Annotated in this window: 18 protein-coding genes; 4 read left to right on the forward strand and 14 right to left on the reverse strand. The window is 63.7% G+C overall.

Annotated features, from left to right (window positions below):
* Positions 1 to 206: 206 nt before the first annotated feature.
* From EN862_RS10885 to EN862_RS10940, 12 genes are all read right to left on the reverse strand, one after another.
* Positions 207 to 1,190 (reverse strand): ROK family protein, encoded by a 984-nt coding sequence (locus tag EN862_RS10885; protein WP_127868455.1) that lies wholly within the window; start codon positions 1,188 to 1,190, stop codon positions 207 to 209.
* Positions 1,190 to 1,912, reverse strand: a complete 723-nt coding sequence (locus tag EN862_RS10890) for a ribulose-phosphate 3-epimerase (protein WP_127868456.1) — start codon at positions 1,910 to 1,912, stop codon at positions 1,190 to 1,192. The genes EN862_RS10885 and EN862_RS10890 overlap by 1 nt, the downstream gene beginning before the upstream one ends.
* On the reverse strand, positions 1,909 to 2,736 hold the full coding sequence (locus tag EN862_RS10895; RefSeq protein WP_127868457.1) for an alpha/beta hydrolase: 828 nt from the start codon (positions 2,734 to 2,736) through the stop codon (positions 1,909 to 1,911). Before EN862_RS10895 ends, EN862_RS10890 begins: the two co-directional genes overlap by 4 nt.
* A complete protein-coding gene (locus EN862_RS10900; protein ID WP_127868458.1) occupies positions 2,736 to 3,554 on the reverse strand; it encodes a sugar phosphate isomerase/epimerase family protein in 819 nt (272 codons plus the stop codon). The genes EN862_RS10895 and EN862_RS10900 overlap by 1 nt, the downstream gene beginning before the upstream one ends.
* Complete coding sequence (locus tag EN862_RS10905; protein WP_127868459.1) at positions 3,554 to 4,630, reverse strand: Gfo/Idh/MocA family oxidoreductase; 1,077 nt, start codon at positions 4,628 to 4,630, stop codon at positions 3,554 to 3,556. Before EN862_RS10905 ends, EN862_RS10900 begins: the two co-directional genes overlap by 1 nt.
* Before the next feature lie 2 nt (positions 4,631 to 4,632).
* Positions 4,633 to 5,454 carry a sugar phosphate isomerase/epimerase gene (locus tag EN862_RS10910; protein ID WP_127868460.1) on the reverse strand — a complete coding sequence of 274 codons (822 nt, stop codon included), beginning with the start codon at positions 5,452 to 5,454 and terminating at the stop codon, positions 4,633 to 4,635.
* Positions 5,455 to 5,486: 32 nt separating this feature from the next.
* Positions 5,487 to 6,329: a carbohydrate ABC transporter permease gene (locus EN862_RS10915; protein WP_127868461.1), complete on the reverse strand. Its 843-nt coding sequence runs from the start codon at positions 6,327 to 6,329 to the stop codon at positions 5,487 to 5,489.
* Positions 6,330 to 6,334: 5 nt separating this feature from the next.
* Positions 6,335 to 7,231 carry a sugar ABC transporter permease gene (locus tag EN862_RS10920; RefSeq protein ID WP_127868462.1) on the reverse strand — a complete coding sequence of 299 codons (897 nt, stop codon included), beginning with the start codon at positions 7,229 to 7,231 and terminating at the stop codon, positions 6,335 to 6,337.
* 125 nt (positions 7,232 to 7,356) lie between these two features.
* Positions 7,357 to 8,604: a sugar ABC transporter substrate-binding protein gene (locus EN862_RS10925; protein ID WP_127868463.1), complete on the reverse strand. Its 1,248-nt coding sequence runs from the start codon at positions 8,602 to 8,604 to the stop codon at positions 7,357 to 7,359.
* Between the two features lie 111 nt (positions 8,605 to 8,715).
* Positions 8,716 to 9,861 carry an ABC transporter ATP-binding protein gene (locus EN862_RS10930; protein ID WP_127868464.1) on the reverse strand — a complete coding sequence of 382 codons (1,146 nt, stop codon included), beginning with the start codon at positions 9,859 to 9,861 and terminating at the stop codon, positions 8,716 to 8,718.
* An 86-nt stretch (positions 9,862 to 9,947) separates the two neighbouring features.
* Positions 9,948 to 10,898 (reverse strand): PfkB family carbohydrate kinase, encoded by a 951-nt coding sequence (locus tag EN862_RS10935; RefSeq protein ID WP_127868465.1) that lies wholly within the window; start codon positions 10,896 to 10,898, stop codon positions 9,948 to 9,950.
* A 3-nt stretch (positions 10,899 to 10,901) separates the two neighbouring features.
* On the reverse strand, positions 10,902 to 11,702 hold the full coding sequence (locus EN862_RS10940) for a class I fructose-bisphosphate aldolase (RefSeq protein WP_127868466.1): 801 nt from the start codon (positions 11,700 to 11,702) through the stop codon (positions 10,902 to 10,904).
* A gap of 183 nt (positions 11,703 to 11,885) precedes the next feature.
* On the opposite strand from EN862_RS10940, the gene EN862_RS10945 reads away from it, so the two are divergent.
* Both EN862_RS10945 and EN862_RS10950 read left to right on the forward strand, forming a co-directional pair.
* Positions 11,886 to 13,034, forward strand: a complete 1,149-nt coding sequence (locus EN862_RS10945; RefSeq protein WP_127868467.1) for a Gfo/Idh/MocA family oxidoreductase — start codon at positions 11,886 to 11,888, stop codon at positions 13,032 to 13,034.
* Between the two features lie 6 nt (positions 13,035 to 13,040).
* Complete coding sequence (locus tag EN862_RS10950; RefSeq protein WP_127868468.1) at positions 13,041 to 13,997, forward strand: alpha/beta hydrolase; 957 nt, start codon at positions 13,041 to 13,043, stop codon at positions 13,995 to 13,997.
* Here the strand turns inward: EN862_RS10950 and EN862_RS10955 are convergent.
* The gene (locus EN862_RS10955) at positions 13,994 to 15,016 is read right to left on the reverse strand and encodes a LacI family DNA-binding transcriptional regulator (protein ID WP_095769692.1); all 1,023 of its coding nucleotides are present in this window, start codon (positions 15,014 to 15,016) and stop codon (positions 13,994 to 13,996) included. The two genes, EN862_RS10950 and EN862_RS10955, sit on opposite strands and share 4 nt — an antisense overlap.
* Positions 15,017 to 15,256: 240 nt before the next feature.
* Here EN862_RS10955 and EN862_RS10960 point away from each other — a divergent pair, with 240 nt between their 5' ends.
* Together EN862_RS10960 and EN862_RS10965 are read left to right on the forward strand one after the other, a co-directional pair.
* Entirely contained in the window at positions 15,257 to 16,204 is a 948-nt protein-coding gene (locus tag EN862_RS10960; protein WP_127868469.1) for a sugar kinase, read from the forward strand.
* Complete coding sequence (locus EN862_RS10965; RefSeq protein ID WP_127868470.1) at positions 16,201 to 17,487, forward strand: D-tagatose-bisphosphate aldolase, class II, non-catalytic subunit; 1,287 nt, start codon at positions 16,201 to 16,203, stop codon at positions 17,485 to 17,487. Before EN862_RS10960 ends, EN862_RS10965 begins: the two co-directional genes overlap by 4 nt.
* A gap of 217 nt (positions 17,488 to 17,704) precedes the next feature.
* Here EN862_RS10965 and EN862_RS10970 read toward each other — a convergent pair whose 3' ends face one another.
* Positions 17,705 to 18,727, reverse strand: coding sequence for a LacI family DNA-binding transcriptional regulator (locus tag EN862_RS10970; protein WP_127868471.1), 1,023 nt, complete (start codon positions 18,725 to 18,727; stop codon positions 17,705 to 17,707).
* Positions 18,728 to 18,853: the final 126 nt, after the last annotated feature.

Consider the following 18,853-nt stretch of genomic DNA (forward strand, 5'->3'; position numbering starts at 1 on the left):
TCACCTCAGCGTTATCGCATGTTTGGAAATAATTTTACGTACGTCAAGAATTAAAATGGAATACCGTGCATTTTAGGTCTGAGATGTGGGGAAGGCGCCCTTCGATGATCTTCGCCGATCGATAGATTTGCACGCCCTGTGCAACTTCAGCTTCGGCCGGACTTACCGCCCTCGGGGCGGCCGGGCTTCTCCGGCGAGCTCCCGGTTCAGTCGTTCTGCACCATGGCCAACGCCGTGCCCGGCTCGCCTTCCCACAGGATCAGGCTTGCCGCGCCGACCAGCCCGGCGCGGTCGCCGAGCTCGGCCGGCACGATCGGCACGTCGCGATAGGCCTGCATGGCCCGCTCCTCGATCGTTGCCCTGATCCTCGGCGCCAGCAGGTCGAAGCCGTTGGCCAGTCCGCCGCCCATGACGATCACCTCGGGCGAATAAAGATGCAGAAGATTGGTGAAGCCGACGCCGAGCCATCGCGCCTCGGCCTCGACCAATTCGCGGGCGCTGGCATCGCCGGCCCGAGCGGCTTCGACGACATGCCGGGCGGAGACATCGCCGTCATTGGAAACACGTCTCAGCACCGATCCGTCGCCAGGCGCGGTGAGCCGCGTTGCCCGGCGCCCGAGAGCGGTGCCCGAAGCGACAGCCTCGAAGCAGCCGACATTGCCGCAGAAGCAGCGATCGCCTTCTCCGGTGATCGTCATGTGGCCGATTTCGGCCGCCAAGCCGCGCCTGCCGTGATAGATGTGGCCGTCGGCGATCACGCCGCCGCCGATGCCGGTCGACACGGTGACGAAGACCAGCGAGCCGGCGCCTCGGCCGGCGCCGAAGCGCCATTCGCCGAGCGCTGCCGCATTGGCATCGTTCTCCAACCGCACCGGCAGCCCGAACTGCCGGCTCAAAATGTCGATCATAGGCACGTTGTGCCAGCCGGAGAGCGTCGGCGGTCCGATGACGATCCCTGCCTTGGGGTCGAGCGGACCAGGTGCGCAGGCGCCGATACCGATCACTTTGGCCTGCGGGTGGTCGTCCAGCAGCTTTTCGGCGAGCGCGATGATCCGGCCGATGACCGCCTCCGATCCCGCTTCAGTCATCGTCGGTTCCGAGACGCGCGCCACAACCTCGCCGCCGCGCCCGATCAGCGCGCCCCGCAGCTCGGTGCCACCTAGATCGAAGGCAAGCGCAAGCGTGCTCATCAGGCGGCGGCCCTCAGCCCGTGCAACCAGGCCATGCGCTGCGCGAGGTCGGGGTCGCCGAAGGCAAGCGAGCCGAGCACCACCGTTTCGGCGCCGGCGGCGCGCAGCAGCGGCACCGTCTCATGGCGGATGCCGCCATCGGCTGCCAAAATGATGTCGGCCTCGCGGCCGGCTTTTCGCATCAGCGCGCGCGCCTCGATCAGGCGTGGGCAGGCTTTTTCGGACAGGCTCTGCCCCTTGACGCCGATCGAGGTGCCGAGCAGCGTCACAAAGGCGACGTCAGGCAGGAACGGCGCGATCGCGGAGATCGGCGTTTCTAGCCGCAGCACCACGCCCGCCTCGGCGCCGAGCTCATGCGCCAGCTTGACCGCGCGCAACCCGGCCTCGCCGTTTTCGGCGTGGATGGTGACAAGGTCGGCGCCGGCCTCGATGAACTGGCGGGTCTGTGCCTCGACGATTTCCGCCTCGACCATCAAATGCACGTGGATCGGTTTGGCCGTCAGCTTGGCGATGCGCGCCACCAGATCCGGGAAGAACAGGAAGCCGGGCGTGAAGCGGGCGTCCGCCACGTCGATGTGGTGCAGGTCGGCATGGGCTTCGATCCGCTTCAGGTCGCGCTCCATGTTGGCGAGATCCGCCGACCACAGCGAGAATTCACCGATGAGCCGGTTGCGCGGCAGGCCGGCTATGGCCGCGGGTCCGGAGAGAGGTTTGGCGATCATGACGGAATGAGGCTCCGGGCTTTCGAGTGGGAATGAAGGAACAAGCTGATCTGCTCGTGCAGTTCGGCGAAATGCTTCGCGCTGTCGCGCGCCTTGGGCGTGATCTCGGCAAAGGTCGAGTTCGGTATCGCGACGGCCAGTGCATGTGCGGTCGACAATGGGTGCACGGCATCGATTTCGTTGCCGATGACCAGCGCCGGTATGTCGAGCCTCGCGGCATCGCTTTCGGAAACACCGGGTCCGTCGGCCGAAATATTGGCAAGCACCTGCGCGAAGGCTTTGGCGTCGGGCCGGTCGAAATAGCCAAGCAGCGAGGAGAGATTGTCGGGCGCCTCGCGATAGAGCCGTGCAGCAGTGTCCGATCGTGCGAAGATCGTCCTTGCCTCGTCGGCGCTATGTTCGAGGAGGAGCTCGGCGACCTCGGCGATCGGCTGCAGGTTCTGCGGCGCTGGCGAGAACGTCCATGCCGGCCGCACCAGGATGAGGCCGGCGACGCGCTCCGGATGGCGGCAGGCGAGGCGCAGCGCGATTCCAGCGCCCATCGAAACGCCGCCGGCGACGAAGCGGTCGAGGCCGGCCCGGTCGGCTGCGGCAAGCACGTCGTAGGCGAACATTTCGAACGAGAACGGCCGCCCTTCACCGAGGCTGGAGCCGCCATGGCCGCGGCATTCCAGCGTGATGCGGCGGAAGCCGGTGGGGAAAGTCTGCGCGACCTGCGCCTCGCCGCCGCCGAGCCCGTGCTGGAACACCACCGCCGGGCCTTCGCCCGTGTCGGTGCCTAGCAGCGTCGCGCCGTCGCGAAGAAGCGCCATCGGCCCCGCCATCACACCAGCTCCTTGAGGAAACGCGCTACCCCAGGTGCTTCCTCGGCTGATAGCCCGTGTGTCACCAGCGGCCCGTCGAAGCCTGTGGCCTTCAGGCGAGCGATGAAATCGGGGAAGTCGATCACGCCCTGTCCGGCCGTGACAAAGCGGCCGTCGGCGAAGCGATCCTTAGCATGCGCAAGCGCGACATGATCGGCGGTGCGCTCGACCGCCTCGGCAACGATGGCGCGCGCCTCGTCGAGATTGGCCTGTTCGAACAGATTGGCTGGATCGAGCACGATGCGCAGCCGCTGCGAGCCCATCTCGGCGATCAGCCGCACGGCGTCTTCGGCCGAGGTGACGATGTTGGCCTGCTCCGGCTCGATGCCGAGATCGACGCCGTGGCGCTCGGCGATCAGCAGGGCCTTCTCCATCTCGAGCGCCATGTCGGCCCAGGCTGATGGATCGGTGTTGTCGGGGTGGTGTGCCCACTGGTCCTCGGCATTGCGCGTTCCTGTGCAGAGCGTGACAAGCGGAATCGAAAGCCTGGCCGCGGTTTCGATGACGACCGCCAGCCGTCGCAGTCCATCCCCGCGCATCCGGCTGTCCGGATGCGCCATGTTGTAGGTGCCGGAGAGAGCGACGAGACCGATCCCGGTCGCCTTGGCAGCAGCACCGATGGCGTCGATTGCCGCGTCCGGAACCGCGTCGGGCATCGACGGCAGGCCGGCGCAGGCGAGGTTGAACTGGGTGACCGCGAAGCCCGCATCTCGGACAGCGGCAAGCACGCCGGTCGGCTCGCTGCCCGGGAAAGTCTTGGCAAACACCCCGACCTGCATCAGACCGCCCCCGTCACATTGGCGAGCTCGACGCGTGCGCCGCTCTCGACCGAACGGGCGATCGCCACCATGGCGCGGATGGAAGCGAGCCCGTCCTCGACCGTGGCGCCGCGCTGCGGCGCGCCGTCGAGCACCGCGTCGGCGAGCCCTTCCAATTGGCGACGGAAGAAATGGCCGTCGGCGCCAAGCGGCTTGCGCGAGGTCGCGTCCTTCTCGTGAAAGATGTCGACCTCGCTGGCGCGGAAATACCAGGGATTGAAGGTCTTCGCGATCACCGAGCCGTTCTGGCCGTAGAGCTGGAAGCCCTCGTGCCAGTCCATGCGCACGGCGACGGTGAGATCGAGATGGCCGAGCGCGCCATTGGCGAATTCGGTCTCGACGAACCAGCAATAGGCGCCGAAGCGCTCGTTGAGGCGGGCGCGAACGGCGGTAATCTCGCCGCATAGAAAGCGCGCCGTGTCGACGAGATGCGAGCCATGCGCCAGCATGAAATACTGCCGCAGGTCCGCCTTCGGATTGCCGCCCGGCTTCCTCGCCAGCTTGCTTGTGACGGGCAACGGCTGCACCGCGTCGGTGTTGGTGTAGCGATGGGTGGAATCGCAATACCAGGCCTTGAGCGCCAGGATATCGCCTATCTCGTCACGCACGAAATCGCGCGCCGCCTCCAGCGCCGGGTCGAAGCGTTTCATGTGCCCGACCTGCAGCACCTTGCCCGAGCGCCTGACTGCCTCGGCAAGCTTCTCGCCTTCCGCGACTGACACGCCGATCGGCTTCTCGCACAGCACATGCTTGCCGGCTTCCAGCGCCTTGATTGACATCGGCACGTGATAGGCGTCAGACGTGGCGACAATCACCGCCTCGAGCTGTGGATCGGCGAGCATCTCGTCATAGTCGCCATACATCTTCCGCGGCTCGTAGGTGGCGCCCATGCGCGCGAGCAGATCGGGCGCCGCATCGCAGATCGCGTAGAGGTCGGCGTTGCTTGCCTTCACGCAGGATTCCAGATGCGCGAATTGCGCGATCGGCCCGCAGCCGAGCACACCTACGCGAAGGCGACGGTCTTTCTTGGCGATCATCGTCAGGCTCCGTAGCCGCGCATGGTTTGGCGATTGGTCTTCACCGCGCCGGCCGGATCGGCGGCAGCGGTCTCGGACTCCTCTTCCAGAATCAGCCAGCCGTTGAAGTTGGGGGCGGCGCCGGCGATCTCGATCACTTTTGCCGTGTCGCAGACGCCCTTGCCAAGCATCGCCCAAGTGCCGTTCGCGTCGACATCTTTCAGATGCACGTAGCGGATGCGGTCGCGATAGGTCGTGAGCGTGTCGGCCATGTCCTTGTGGCCGCGCAATATGTGCCCCGTGTCCGGCACCCAGCCGACCAGCGAAGCGTCGATCAGGGCGAAGATGCGGTCGTAATCGGCACGGTCGAACAGCAGCGTGTTGTGGTGCGAGCTCGGATGCACCGCGACCTGGACGCCGGTCTTGCGGCCGAGTTCGCCGGCCTTGTTGTAGACTTCCGCGGCGATGGCGAACTTGTGCTCGCGCGGCCCGTCCGACACGACGGTCGCCGAGCCCATCGACACCAGCGCGCCCGGAAAGGCGGCGGCGAAGTCGATCCAGCGCTTGGCGGTGTCGATATCCTCGCCGATTTTCTCTTTGAGCGTAAAGCCGCTCCTCGAGCCGAAGGCGAAGGAAACCAGCGTCAGGCTGGACGACTTCAGCGCGGCGGCGAATTCCGATGGCTTGCTGGCGTAGCGGCCGATCATCGTGTCGGTGATCTCGATGCCGGCATAGCCGCCATCGGCGATCGCCTTGATGAGATCATCGGGGCCGCCGGAGAACCGGTCTCCCAGCATTTCCCAGGTGAAGGTCTGGCAGCCGACTTTGAGGTCTTTCACGTTCATCCTTTCAATCCTTGGTTCTCCGCGGGGCGTGCCTATTTGACCGAGCCAGCGGTCATGCCGGCGAGGAAGAACCTCTGGGCAATGAGGTAGATCAGCAAGAGCGGCAGCGAGCCGAGCACGCTCATCGCCATCATCTGGTTCCATTCGAAAGCATGCTGCCCCATCAAAAGCTGGATGCCGATCGGGACGGTGCGCATCGACGTCGACTTCGTCAGCGTCAGCGCGAAGAGGAACTCGTTCCAGCACAAAAGGAAGGTGTAAACCGACGTCGCCACGATGCCGGGCAGCGAGATCGGCACGATCACCCGCCAGAGAGCTGTCCAACTGGTGCCGCCGTCGACGGCCACCGCTTCGTCGAGATCGCGCGGCAAGGTGTTCAGATATCCGGTCATCAGCAGGATCGCGTAGGGCAGGGTGAAGACCAGATAGGTGAGGATCAGCGCGGTATAGGTGTCGAAGATGCGATACGAGACGACGAGCCCGAAGAATGGGATCAGAAGCGTGATCGGCGGAATCGTCTGCGTGCTGATGATGAGTGTGTTCAGGCTGCCCTTGCCTCGGAAATTGAAGCGGCTGAACCCATAGGCCGCGAGCAAGGCGATCAGCACCGTCAGCACGGTCACCGCGAAGGCCACGAAGTAGCTGTTGAAGAAGAAGCGCAGCTTGACCGGGTCGCCAAGGATCGCTGCATAGGCTTCCAGCGTGAAGGCCTTCGGCAGGATGGTTGGCGGCAGGGCGAAGATCTCGGTGTTCGATTTGAACGAGCTGCTCAGCATCCAGTAGATCGGGAAGGCCGCGAAAAACAGCCCCGCGACAAGCGCGATATGCAGCGCGACGGTGATCAGCCTGTCCTTCGTCGTGTGCCTTTTCCTCATGGTGATTACCGGGCCTTTTGATAACGGATGTAGAACAGCGTCAGGCCAAGCGAGATCAGCAGGATGACCACGGCGCTCGCCGACGCCTGGGACAGGTTGTAGCTCGAGAACGCCAGCTTGTAGGTGTAGGTGCTGAGCACCTCGGTCGAGTAGATCGGACCGCCGCCCGTCGTGATCCAGATCAACGGGAAGACCTGCATCGTCCAGATGAAATCGAGCAACGAGATGCTGATGATGATCGGCATCAGCTGCGGGATGGTGATGAAGATCAGCTTCTGGTAGGCCTTCGCCCCGTCGATATCGGCGGCCTCGTAGAAATCCTTGGGAATGCCCTGCAGGCCCGCGAGCAGGCTGACCATGAAGAGCGGGTAGCCTGCCCAGATATTGGCGAAGGTGACGGCATGCAACGCGGTCTCAGGCGAGGAAAACCACTCGATCTTGGAACCGATGATGCCCAACTGCATGAGAATGCTGTTCACGACACCGTTGGGCTCGAGCAGCAGGCGCCAGATCACCGCGATGATCACCGCGGTGAAGAGCCAGGGCAGTATGTAGAGCACGCGCAGGATGTTGCGCAGCGTCGGATTGATGCGGTCGCTGTTCAGCATGAGCGCGAAGATCATGCCGATGGTCATGTGGAAAATGACGCTCATGCACGTGAAGTAGAGCGTGTGCCATAGCGAGGCCCAGAACACGGGATCGGCAAAGATCGCCTGGTAGTGTTTCAGTCCGGCAAAGGATGAGTCGCGACGCAGCACCGCGCTGTTCTGGAACGAATAGGAAATCACCGTCACCATCGGCAGCAGCATCAAAAGGCCAATGATCACCAGCGAGGGCGACAGATAGAGATAGGGTGCGACCGTTCTTTTCAGTCTGTGACGGGAGCGCTTCTGCCGGGTCATATGCCAACCTTGGATACACCTTCGAGAGAAGGTGAGCTTCGCGAACACTCGCGTTGCCGGTGCGTTGCTGCCGGGAGGCCTGCCCGAAGCCAGGCCTCCCGGTCGAAGATCGTAAAACAGGCTAATCAGAATTTCGCCGTCCATCCTTTTTGAGCGTTGGCCGCGGCCTGTTCCGGAGACTGCTCGCCGGCCAGCATCTTCTGGGCTTCGACGTCGAACTGGGTCATCAGGTCTTCAGCCACCGGCAGACCCGTGAACTCGTTGGCGAGGTAACCGGTCTTGAAGATTTCGAAAGCCTTGCCGAAGGCCTTGTCCGAGGTCACGAAGTCGGGCTTGGCGTTGACGTTGCCCGGAAAGGCGTTGGCCAGCGACACCAGCTTGGCGTTGACCTTCTCGCTCATGAGATATTGGACGAGTTTCCAGGCCTCTTCCTGGTGTTTCGAGCCGGCGGAGATGCCGATGCCCCAGGAGGCATAGGGAAGGCCGCGCTTGCCCGTATAGCCCTCTACGATCGGGACCGGGATGAGGTCGAAGTTCAGCTTGGGATTGCGCTTGCGGATGAGGTTCACATGCGCGAGCGAGTCGATCATCATCCCGACGCGGTCGTTGACGAATTCCTCGACCTTTTCCTGTTCGGTCTTGGTGGCGATGCCGGGCGAGATGGTGCCTGCGTCATTGAGCGATTTGACGAAGGTGAGCATGTCCACCACCGGCTTGCCCTCGAGGGCGGGCTTGCCGTCAGCCATCATCGACTGGCCCGACGCCCAGACCCACGACATCATGTCGTTCTGGACGCCGGACGGCGACTGCATCGACAGCGGCAGCACCCAGCCATACTGGTTCTTGTCGGCATGGGTCATCTTCTTGGCGGCTTCGAGGAACTCCGCGCGTGTCGACGGCAGCTTGGTGACGCCTGCCTGGGCGGCAAGGTCCAGATTGACGAACACCGGATAGACGAAGGAAGCGACCGGAAACATCACAGCCTTGCCGTCCACCTTGATGATGTCAGCGACTTGGGCTTTGTCGAAGCCGCTCGCGTCCATCATCGGATTCATGTCGGCGAGCGCGTTCTGTGCGTTCAAATTGTTCACCCAGGCGCCGTCGAGACCGACGACGTCGCTGAGCGTTCCGGTTGCCGCGCCGACCGAGATCTGATCCCGCGTTGCTGCGTAGGGGCCGCTGACCAGCGTCACCTTGATGCCGGGATTCGCGGCCTCGAATTCGTCCATGATCTTCCGCAGCGAGCCTGCGGGCAATTCGGGTTCCCACCATTGGGTGAATTCCAGGGTCGTGTCCGCCATGGCGCTGGTCGCGCCAAGCAGCCATGCGGCCGCGGCCATCTTCAGCATCGCGGGCTTTATCCGAAACGTCATTTTCTCCTCCTTCTTTGAGATCGGCCGCACAATGCGGAAGATCGTCTGGTTCATTCAGCAGTCTTCATTCGCAGGCGCCTCGCTCCCGCCTGCTGGCCTTGCCGCAAATCTTCAGATCGCCAGATGCGTCTCGGGATCGAAGAAATGGAGCTTGGTATCATCCAGGGCCAACCGGATTTCCGAGCCGGAGCGGACTGCGCTTTCCGGCTCGAATTTCGCCACCGCGTTCGACGCCATGCCGAAATCCTGCACTGCGTCCGGGTCGCCGGAGTCCACCCGGACCGCGTCGATATTGAGATGGACGATGTGTTCGGACCCGAGCTCTTCGATCGAGGTCACCTTTGCCGGCACAGTCTGGTACTTGCGGCCGGATTCGAGGCTGCTGTCATAGAGATGCTCCGGCCGGATCCCGAACACGATTTTGCGCCCCGCATACGACTTCAAGCCCGGCCTTCGCACGAAGGCTGCATCCTGCAGCCGGATGGCAAAGGTGCCGGCTGTCAGTTCGTCGCCCGTCAGTTTCCCTTCGAAAAGATTCATCGAAGGCGAACCGATGAACCCGGCCACGAAGGCGTTCACAGGCGATTCATAGAGCCGCTTCGGTGTGTCGACCTGCTGCAGCACGCCCCCTTTCAGCACCGCGACCCTGTCTCCCATGGTCATCGCTTCGGTCTGGTCGTGGGTCACATAGATGGTCGTCACGCCGAGCTGCTTCTGCAGGCTGGTGATTTCGGCGCGCATTTGCACGCGCAGTTTCGCGTCCAGATTGGAGAGCGGCTCGTCCATGAGAAAGGCAGCCGGCTCGCGCACCATGGCGCGGCCCATGGCAACCCGCTGGCGCTGCCCGCCGGAAAGGTTGGCGGGCTTGCTGTCCAGCAGCGACGTCAGTTGAAGGGTCCTGGCGATCTCGTCCACGCGCTTCTTGCGCTCGGCCTTCGGCTTGCCCGCCAGCCGCATCGAGAAGGCGATGTTTTCGAACACCGTCATATGCGGGTAGAGCGCATAGCTCTGGAAGACCATCGCGATGTCGCGGTCCTTGGGCGGCATGTCGACGACGTCGACGCCGCCAATGCGAAGGCTGCCGCTCGTGATGTCCTCCAATCCCGCGATCATCCGCAAGGCGGTGGATTTGCCGCAGCCGGATGGGCCGACCAGGATCAGGAACTCGCCGTCCTCGACCGACAGGTTCAATCGGTCGATTGCACGGAAACTGTTCCCGTAGGTTTTGCAAATATTCTCAAGAATGACTTCCGCCATATTCCTCCCTCCACAAGTCAAGCCGATGATTTTTGTTTTTAACCTTGGCTATTTTGCTTGTGAATATTTCCTCGGATAGTTCCAGCCTATGTTCCGGTGCCGAGTTGCGCGTATTTCAGTTCGACCGCCGATGGCGCGCTCGCCGATGCCAGCAGTTCCGTGACCTGGCTGTTGGTCGGAAGAGCCTCGCGTCCGCCACGCCCGGTTATCGAAAGCGCCGCCGCAGCAGCAGCGAATGCCACCCGGCCCGCGGTGTCGGTTCCGCTCGCTAATGCATGGGCATAGGCGCCGTGAAAGCAGTCGCCGGCCCCGGTCGAGTCGACGACGGCAACCCGGTGCGGAGGCAGGTGCCAGAGGCCTCTCTCTTCGCTTCCACGATAGTAGACGCCTCGGCCGCCATCGGTCAGAACCACGGCGGACCGCGACGGTAACCACAAGGCATCGAGCATCTCGGCGGGCGATCTGCGACCCGTTGCGGTCCGCGCAAAGCCGAGCGGAAGAATGAGGTGGCCGCAGAGCGCCATCAGCCTATCTGTGGCTGGGCCGGCGCTCCATTCGATATCGCCGAGGATCGCGAGGCCGAGATCGCGAGCCCGGGCCACGACATCCAGTGAGCGGATCGCGTAGCTGTCTACGATCAGGACGCTCGCGCGGCCGAGGATCTCGTCCGGAAAGTCCGGTGCGGTGCCCAGCATCGCGTCGTCATCATAGGCGATGAAGCGGTCTCCGTCCGAGCCGACGGTGATGCGCGAGCGTACCGGGCGCGCATCGGGATGGCGTGGCGCGAACGCGGTTTCGACGCCGCTGGCGACGAGGTCGCACAACACGGCGTCGTCACCGGCGTTGCCCAGCCACCCGATGAAGCCGGCGCTCCCGCCGAGCCGCGCGACGGCGGCAAGGGCCGTCGCGACATTGCCGCCGAAAGCGCGCGTGCTTTGCAGGACCTTCCCCTTGCCCGCCGACAACGGCTGATCGACATAGACGATGTCGTCGATCGCAATGGCGCCGAAGCCGAGGATCGAGGGGACCGGAGGCATCGTTCAGGCCCCCGCCTTCGCAAGCGCTTCTTGCGCCGAAAGCCCGTCATGGATGACGCCCCGAAAGGCAAGCGCCGCCTTCTGAGGATCGCCGTGCCCCCAGAGATTGCGGCCCACCACGGCGCCGCGCGCGCCGGCGCGGATGGCGTCCGCCGTCTGCTGCAGCGCGCCAAGTAGCGTATCGGTCTTCGGCCCGCCCGCGATGACGACCGGCACCGGGCAGGTCCGGACGGTCTCCCGGAATGACTCGAAATCGCCCGTGTAGCCGATCTTGATGACGTCGACGCCGGACTCGTAGCCGATGCGCGCCGCATAGGCGATCTCGTCCGGGGTGAAGACGATCTTTGCCCCGTCGGTGAAATCGCGGGGGTAGATGTGCGCCACCACCGGCATGCCGTAGCGGGCTGCCGCGTTCACGGAATCGGTCAGCCAGCGAATGTATTTGCCTTCAGTCGCACCGCGCACCGGAATGGCCACGGCCAACGCGTCGGCGCCGGCGCGCACCGCGTCCTCTGGCGTTGCAATCAACTCGCTGATGCGGTCGTCCGGCGTGAAGCAGCCGGCCTGGATCACCAGGGCAGCCTTGCCCGCATATTGCGCCCACAGATGGCGCGCGGCGCCAGGCTGGATGCTGACATAGTCGGGCTTTCCCGCCATGACGCGGGCCAGCGCGCCGGGCAGATCGGCAAGGCCGCCTTTGCGCACGTCGCCATAGCCGACGAAGTGGTCGACCGCGCCGCCAAATAGGTTCCCCGATGGATGCGAAAAGAGGCGCGCAAGGCGCACTTTGGTCCCTAGACTCATAATTCCCTAATCTCTTGATTTACAAGGCCGGCGGCCCGTGATGCTGGGCCAGCGTTTTCATATGCTCTATAAAAATTTTACGCGCGTCAAGATTTAAAATGCGCTATAGCGAGTCACGAAAATTGTCCGTCGCTGTCGCGATGGCTTGTCTCGGGCGTCGCCGATTGGGAGGTCGAAAGGGAAATGCAAGCAAATTCAGGAGCGAAGCTCGGTATCGGCGTCATCGGATGCGGTAACATATCGATGACCTATCTGCGCAACGCGGCACTTTTTGCCGGTGTGGAACTGCGCGCTTGCGCCGATATTTCCGCCGAGATGGCTGTCTTGCGCGGGAAGGAATATGGCATCCGCGCGCTCGGCGTCGATGCATTGCTCGCCGACCCGGAGGTCGATCTCGTCCTCAACCTCACCATTCCCGCGGCGCATTTCGACATCTCGTTTTCGGCGCTCTCGGCGGGAAAGCATGTCTTCACCGAAAAGCCGCTCGCCACCTCGGCCAGCGATGGTCGCAAGCTGGTGGCGGAGGCGGCGAAACGGGGATTGCTGCTGGGCTCGGCTCCCGACACTTTCCTCGGCGCCGCCGGACGCCGCGCGCGCCGCCTGATGGACGAGGGCGCGATCGGCCGCGCCGTGACCGGCACCGCCTTCATGATGGGGCGCGGCATGGAGCACTGGCATCCCAACCCGCAATTCTACTATCAACCAGGCGGCGGCCCGGTCTTCGACATGGGGCCGTACTATCTGACGATGCTCGTCAATTTGCTCGGCCCCGTCGCCCGTGTCATGGCAATGGCGACGCGCGGCCAGGAGGAGCGGCTGATCACCGCCGACGGCCCTTACAAGAACACCAGCTTCAGGGTCGGCACGCCGACCAACATCCTGTCGCTGCTCGAATTCCGCTCCGGCGCCACCGTAACTTTCGGTGCCTCGTGGGACGTCTTCAAGCACTCCAACCACCCCATCGAGCTGCACGGTACCGAAGGGTCGCTCAGGCTGCCAGATCCCGACACCTTCGGCGGCACCGTCTCGCATTCCGCGCGCGGCGCCGACTGGAAGGATTTCGCCAGCGAAAGCGAGCTCTACGGCGCGCGCAACTGGCCCTATGCGGCGCCGAATCGCGCCAATTACCGCATGCTCGGCGTCGCTGATCTGGCGCGTTCATTGTCGCAGAAGAGAAAGCCGCGCGCGTCCGGCGATCTGGCTCTGCATGTGCTGGAGATCATGGAGGCCATCCTCGCCTCGGGCGAAAGCCGCAACTCGGTCGCCATCGCCGGCACTGTCGACCAGCCGCCGCTGCTTGGCGAGGACGAGGCTGCGAGCCTGCTGGCCTGAGCGCCCGTGTTGTCCCCGCTCGATCCGCAGGCGCGGAAGGTTCTCGAACTCGGCCGCCAGGCGCATGAGCCGCCTTTCGAGACAGGCACGCCCGAGCAGGCGCGACGCGCCTACGACAACGGTTTCCCCGGGCTGCAAGGCGAGCGCGAGCCCGTCGCTTCGGTGTGCGACCAAGCCATTGTCGGGCCGGGTGGCCCTCTCAACCTTCGAGTTTATCGAGGGCGGGGCGCGCCGACGGCCAATGCGCCGGCGCTGCTCTATCTGCACGGTGGCGGCTGGGTGATCGGCAATCTCGATTCGCATGACGAGATCTGCCGCTGGTACGCCAACATCGCCGCCTGCGTCGTCGTCTCGCCCGACTACCGGCTGGCGCCGGAGCACAAGTTTCCGGCGGCGGTCGAGGATTGCCGTGCCGTTCTCGCCTTCATGCGGGACATGCCCGGCGGGCTTGGCATCGATGCCAGCCGCATAGCCGTTGCCGGCGACAGCGCCGGCGGCAACCTCGCCGCGGTGCTGGCGCTGCTCGCCAGCGATGACAAATGCCCTTTGACCGCGCAGCTCCTGTTCTACCCCAACACCGACGCCGACCAAACGGCGGACAGCTATCGCCGCTTCGCCGAAGGTTTCGGCCTGACGGCCGCGACCATGGCCTGGTTCCGCGACCAATATGTCCGTGACGCCGCCGACATCGACGACTGGCGCGTCTCGCCGCTCAAGGCCAAGAACCTTGCCAGGGCCGCTCCCGCCTTTGTCGCCATCGCGGGCCACGACATTCTCGCCGACGAGGGCGAAGCCTATGCAAGGCGGCTCGAAATGGACGGCGTCCCGATCGTGGCCAAACGTTGGCCAGGGCAGATCCACGGCTTCGTCTCGATGGGCCGCCACGGTCCGGCGTCGCGTCAGGCGGTCGAGGCTGCTGTTGCGGCCTGGCGCGAATTCGATCCGGCGTTTGACAGAGTTTAGGCCGACTGACGCATCACCAGCGTTGCGTCGAGGCTGACCTTCGGCGTCACGGCGGCCGCATCCTCGTCGAGCATTGCAAGCAGCGTCTCGACACTGCGGCCGGCCATGGCGGCGAAATCCTGCGCCATGGTGGTGAGCGCCGGGCAGGTGTAGCGGCTCAGCGGATGGTCATCATGCGCTGCGACCCGCAGGTCGCAGTCGGTCTTGCGTCCCACCTTCAGGCCCTTCGAAAAGGCCGCCGCCATCACGCCGAAGGCGAGGCGATCGTTGGCGCATAGAATGGTTTTGCCCGGCAGGCCGCCATTGCCGATTAGCTTCTCGGTCTGCTCGTAGCCGATGCGCTCGAAGTCCCAAGTATAGTCGCTGGTGTCGCCGAAGACGGTCGGCTCGAACCCCAGTCGCTGCATCGAGGCGACATAGCTGCTCAATCGTTCCGCCGAATTGTGATTGACGTGTGGGATGTCGAAATAGACCGGGGCGTCGCCGGAACGGCAAAGGTAATCCACGATCGTCGCGACGCTCTTTTCGTTGTTGTTGCCCACGAATGGCGTGTCACCTTCCAGGAAAGTGTCGAAATAGACAATCGGGATGGTCTGCGTGAGCTTTTCCAGGGTTCTCTGATCGGATCGTTTGCCCAGCGGCGCGATCAGCGCGCCCGATACCTTCAGGGACAGGATGGTTCGGGTGGCTTCGATCTCGAGTTCGGTCGAGCCATGCGAGGAAATGACGACCGGCCAGTAGCCTTCGTCGCGTAGCCTGAGTTCGATGCGGCTGACCATCTCCGAATAGAACGGGTCGGTCACCGTCGGAACGACAATGCCGATGCTGCGCGTGCGTTTGCGGTTGAGATTGCGCGCGAAGAGGTTCGGCTGGTAGTCGGACGAGCGCAACGCATCCTCGATACGTTTGCGCGTTGCCGGCTTGACGCTGGTCGGATCGTCGAAGAATTTCGACAATGTCGGTCTGGAGACGCCGCAGGAGCGGGCGAAATCCTCCATGGTCTTGTGCGTCATCGACATTCAAAGCCCTTGCGGCGTGGAACTTCCAAATCGCCGTGTTCCTGTGTTGCCCCGGCGCCATCACTACGGTGCGCCGGCGCGCGAACGCAAGTTGAAATTTTACAGGAAGATTTACAAGTTTCAACGCGTCGAAAGAAATTATTGCATGCGTAAAACTAATTAATTGACGCGAAAAATTTCACACCATATTGAATTTGCGGACGGAGCACGCTGTGCGGCGGCGAATGCCGGAGGTCATGGATGAAGAAGCTGGTCTGCGCCGGTGAAATCCTCGTCGAGATCATGGCTGAACGCATCGGCCAGAGCTTTCTCGCGCCTGGACCGCTGGTAGGTCCGTTTCCGTCCGGCGCCCCCGCGATCTTCGTCGGCCAGGCAGCGGCGCTTGGGCAACCGGCGGGCCTCATCGGCGCCGTCGGCGAGGATGATTTTGGTCAGCTGAACATTGACCGGCTGCGAGCGTTCGGCGCCGACGTTTCGGCAATCACGTCCCACAAAGGCCATGCCACCGGCACTGCCTTCGTCACTTATCTGGCCGATGCCTCCAGGCATTTCGTCTTCAACATCCGCAACAGCGCGGCGGGCCTGATGGCCATCGATGATGCCGCAAGACACTTGCTTGCCGACGCCGACCACTTGCATGTCATGGGCTCGTCGCTGTTCTCGGACAAGGCGACCGACGTTGTGCTCGCCGCGACCGCGGCCGTGAAGGCCAGGGGCGGCACCGTGTCCTTCGACCCCAACGTCCGCCGCGAGATCCTACAGGTTTCCGGCATGCGCGCCGCGCTGGACAAGGTGCTGGCGGAAACCGACGTCTTCCTGCCCAGCGGGGACGAATTGTTCCTGTTCTCTTCGGGCGGTGACGAGAAGGGCGCAGTTGATGATCTGTTGGGCCGAGGCATTTCCTGCGTCGTGTTGAAGAAGGGCGCAGACGGTGCCGCCTATCACGACCGGCAGGGCGCGGTCGCTTTGCCAGCTTTTCCTGTCGAGGAGGTCGACCCGACCGGAGCCGGCGACTGCTTCGGCGCCGCCTTCGTTTCAATGTGGTTGCGCGGCGCCGCACCTGTCGATGCCCTGCGCGTCGCCAATGCCTGCGGCGCGCTTGCCGTTACCCGCAAGGGACCGATGGAAGGCATCCATCGACTCGCCGAGGTCGAGGCCTTCATCCTCAACGCCGGGGCGCACGCATGACGAGCGCCACCGCCCGTTTTGCCAAGATCGCTGCGCGCCGCGCCGCCGGCGGCAAGAGAGGCATCGCCTCGATCTGCTCGGCGCATCCGCTGGTGATCGAGGCGGCGCTCCGCCATGGCGCGGCGCATGGCGCCGATGTGCTGATCGAGGCAACCTGCAACCAGGTCAACCACGAGGGCGGCTACACCGGCATGACGCCGGCCGCCTTTCGCGGCCTCGTCGAAACGCATGCCAGAAGGGCTGCTCTTCCCCTCGATCGTCTGATTCTCGGCGGCGACCATCTTGGACCCAATCCCTGGAAGCACAACTCCGCTGCCGAGGCGATGCGGAAAGCGGCCGCGATGATCGACGCCTATGCGGCCGCCGGCTTCACCAAGCTGCATCTCGACACCAGCATGGCCTGCGCCGATGATCCGGTGCCGCTCCCCGACGAGACGATTGCCGCCCGCGCGGCCGAGCTTGCCAAGGTCGCCGAGGCGGCCGTCGCGCGTACCGGCGGTGAGAAACCCGTCTACATCATCGGTACCGAGGTGCCGGTCCCCGGCGGTGCCCTGGAGCCGATCGAGCATATGCAAGTGACCGAGCCGGCCGACGCGCTCCGTTCCGTCGAGCTCCACCGCCAGGCCTTTGCAAGCGTTGGGCTCGACGAGGCCTTTGACCGGGTCGTCGGCGTCGTCGTCCAGCCCGGTGTCGAATTCGGCAATGCCGATATCATTGCCTATGCGCCGGAGAAGGCGATCGAGTTGGTCGCTGTGCTGGAACGCATGCCGCAATTCGTTTTCGAAGCGCACTCGACCGACTACCAGCCGGCGGAAGCGCTGGGCATGCTGGTGCGTGACGGTTTCGCCATCCTCAAAGTCGGCCCATGGCTGACCTTCGCGCTACGCGAGGCGCTCTACGGCCTCAGCCTGATCGCCGATCAGATGGTTCCCGACCCGTCCCGGGAAAACCTGCAGGCGGCGATGGAGCGGTTGATGCTCGCCTCGCCCGAGAACTGGCGCAACTACTATTCCGGCACATCGAACGAGCAACGCCTGCAGCGGCATTTCTCCTTCAGCGACCGCATCCGTTACTACTGGCTGACGCCGGAAGCGCAGCGCGCAACCGCAGCGGTGCTGGCCGCGCTTGGCGACACGGAGATTCCCCGCCCGCTGATCAGCCAATTCATTGGCCATCTCGATGTCGAGGTCGGCGCGGGCCGCATCAGACCGACCGCGCATGGGCTTCTGCTCGGCAGCGTGACACGCGTGCTCGACATCTATCGCAACGCCACGAACGAGTAAGCGGTCTTCGCTTCCGGACTTCGGATTTGACTTAGCCCGCGTGGATCTCTCATGGAGGGATACGATGATGACCATAGGTCGCCGCGGCCGGGACGTGGTCAAATAGCGCGTCGACTGACGATCGTGATCGATCAGCGCTTGTCGGCTGGAAGCAGCCACCCGGATCAGTTTTCGCAATAAAGGGGCACATACCATGGTCCCCAGGATGTCGAAGTGCCTAACGCCTTACTGGAGCCGTGCTTTCCCTGACGATCAACCTGATCGCCAACTCGCGTTGCCTCAAATGCAGCCGCTGCGAGGGCGATGCCAGAACGTAATCTGCGGCGATGCGGCCCATATCTCGCGCCGGCACCTCCAGCGTGGTCAATTCCGGCGAGGTGAGTTCCGCGATTTCCAGATTGTCGAAGCCAACGATCGAAACCTGCCTGGGGACCGCAATCCCGGCGGCGTGGCAGCATTTGATGGCGCCGGCTGCAAGGATATCGCTGCCGCAAAACACCGCCGTCGGCCTTGTGCCTTCTTCCATCAGCCGCTCCATGCACCGCCGTCCGTCATCCAGCCTGTAGGCCCCTTCGACAACCGGAACGGTTGCGCGGTCGATGCCTGACCGCTCGAGTTCATTCAGGAAACCGTCGCGGCGGCCAGCTGCGCGATCATTGTCCTGGGTTATGCCTGCGATCATCCCGAATTGGGCGTGGCCGAGGTCGAGCAGGTAGCGCGCCGCCGTGCGCCCAGCCTTCTCATTGTCGAACCCCACCGCGGCGCCCGACTCCATCGCTTTCGACGTGTAGGTATAGACATAGTCGATACGTTTTTGCTCAAGCATCGCAAGCGTGGCCGGCAGGTGCGTGGACCCTACCAGCACCACCGACTCGACGCCGCGCTCGACCAGCAGGCGCGCTTGCTCGTATTCGAGATCGATGTCGTAGCCCGAGGTGTTGATGATCAGCGAAACGTCCTTTTCGGACAGCCTGGCCTGAAGCGCGTCGACCATTGTGGCGTAGATCGCGTGGTCCAAGGTCGGAATGATAGCTCCGACCAGCCTTGTTCGCGTGGATCGCAGCGCCCTGGCGGAACCGTTGGGGACGTAGCCAAGTTCCCGCGCGGCTCGCACCACGCGATCTCGGACGATCTCATTGACGTTCGGGTTGCCATTGAGGACGCGCGAAACGGTAGCCGGCGAGCAGTTCGCAAGCCGGGCCACGTCAATCAGTTTGGCGCTGCCGTCTTCGATATCCATTGAGTATGGCCATTGCCAAATTGAGAAACCGTTTTCTAGATCGCACAAATTCTTTCAGGTCGCCACATGTCTTTTTCGACGAAAAGTCCGGAAAACAGGATTGACAGCGCTCTGAAAAGTTGTGAA

It is taken from the genome of Mesorhizobium sp. M2E.F.Ca.ET.219.01.1.1 (genome assembly GCF_004016445.2).
Lineage (GTDB): Bacteria > Pseudomonadota > Alphaproteobacteria > Rhizobiales > Rhizobiaceae > Mesorhizobium.

Excerpts from the sequence above, each read along its gene's own strand:
- EN862_RS10885 (WP_127868455.1), bottom strand. The coding sequence starts at position 1,190 with ATGAGCACGCTTGCGCTTGCCTTCGATCTAGGTGGCACCGAGCTGCGG.
- EN862_RS10890 (WP_127868456.1), bottom strand. The coding sequence starts at position 1,912 with ATGATCGCCAAACCTCTCTCCGGACCCGCGGCCATAGCCGGCCTGCCG.
- EN862_RS10895 (WP_127868457.1), bottom strand. The coding sequence starts at position 2,736 with ATGGCGGGGCCGATGGCGCTTCTTCGCGACGGCGCGACGCTGCTAGGC.
- EN862_RS10900 (WP_127868458.1), bottom strand. The coding sequence starts at position 3,554 with ATGCAGGTCGGGGTGTTTGCCAAGACTTTCCCGGGCAGCGAGCCGACC.
- EN862_RS10905 (WP_127868459.1), bottom strand. The coding sequence starts at position 4,630 with ATGATCGCCAAGAAAGACCGTCGCCTTCGCGTAGGTGTGCTCGGCTGC.
- EN862_RS10910 (WP_127868460.1), bottom strand. The coding sequence starts at position 5,454 with ATGAACGTGAAAGACCTCAAAGTCGGCTGCCAGACCTTCACCTGGGAA.
- EN862_RS10915 (WP_127868461.1), bottom strand. The coding sequence starts at position 6,329 with ATGAGGAAAAGGCACACGACGAAGGACAGGCTGATCACCGTCGCGCTG.
- EN862_RS10920 (WP_127868462.1), bottom strand. The coding sequence starts at position 7,231 with ATGACCCGGCAGAAGCGCTCCCGTCACAGACTGAAAAGAACGGTCGCA.
- EN862_RS10925 (WP_127868463.1), bottom strand. The coding sequence starts at position 8,604 with ATGACGTTTCGGATAAAGCCCGCGATGCTGAAGATGGCCGCGGCCGCA.
- EN862_RS10930 (WP_127868464.1), bottom strand. The coding sequence starts at position 9,861 with ATGGCGGAAGTCATTCTTGAGAATATTTGCAAAACCTACGGGAACAGT.
- EN862_RS10935 (WP_127868465.1), bottom strand. The coding sequence starts at position 10,898 with ATGCCTCCGGTCCCCTCGATCCTCGGCTTCGGCGCCATTGCGATCGAC.
- EN862_RS10940 (WP_127868466.1), bottom strand. The coding sequence starts at position 11,702 with ATGAGTCTAGGGACCAAAGTGCGCCTTGCGCGCCTCTTTTCGCATCCA.
- EN862_RS10945 (WP_127868467.1), top strand. The coding sequence starts at position 11,886 with ATGCAAGCAAATTCAGGAGCGAAGCTCGGTATCGGCGTCATCGGATGC.
- EN862_RS10955 (WP_095769692.1), bottom strand. The coding sequence starts at position 15,016 with ATGTCGATGACGCACAAGACCATGGAGGATTTCGCCCGCTCCTGCGGC.
- EN862_RS10960 (WP_127868469.1), top strand. The coding sequence starts at position 15,257 with ATGAAGAAGCTGGTCTGCGCCGGTGAAATCCTCGTCGAGATCATGGCT.
- EN862_RS10965 (WP_127868470.1), top strand. The coding sequence starts at position 16,201 with ATGACGAGCGCCACCGCCCGTTTTGCCAAGATCGCTGCGCGCCGCGCC.
- EN862_RS10970 (WP_127868471.1), bottom strand. The coding sequence starts at position 18,727 with ATGGATATCGAAGACGGCAGCGCCAAACTGATTGACGTGGCCCGGCTT.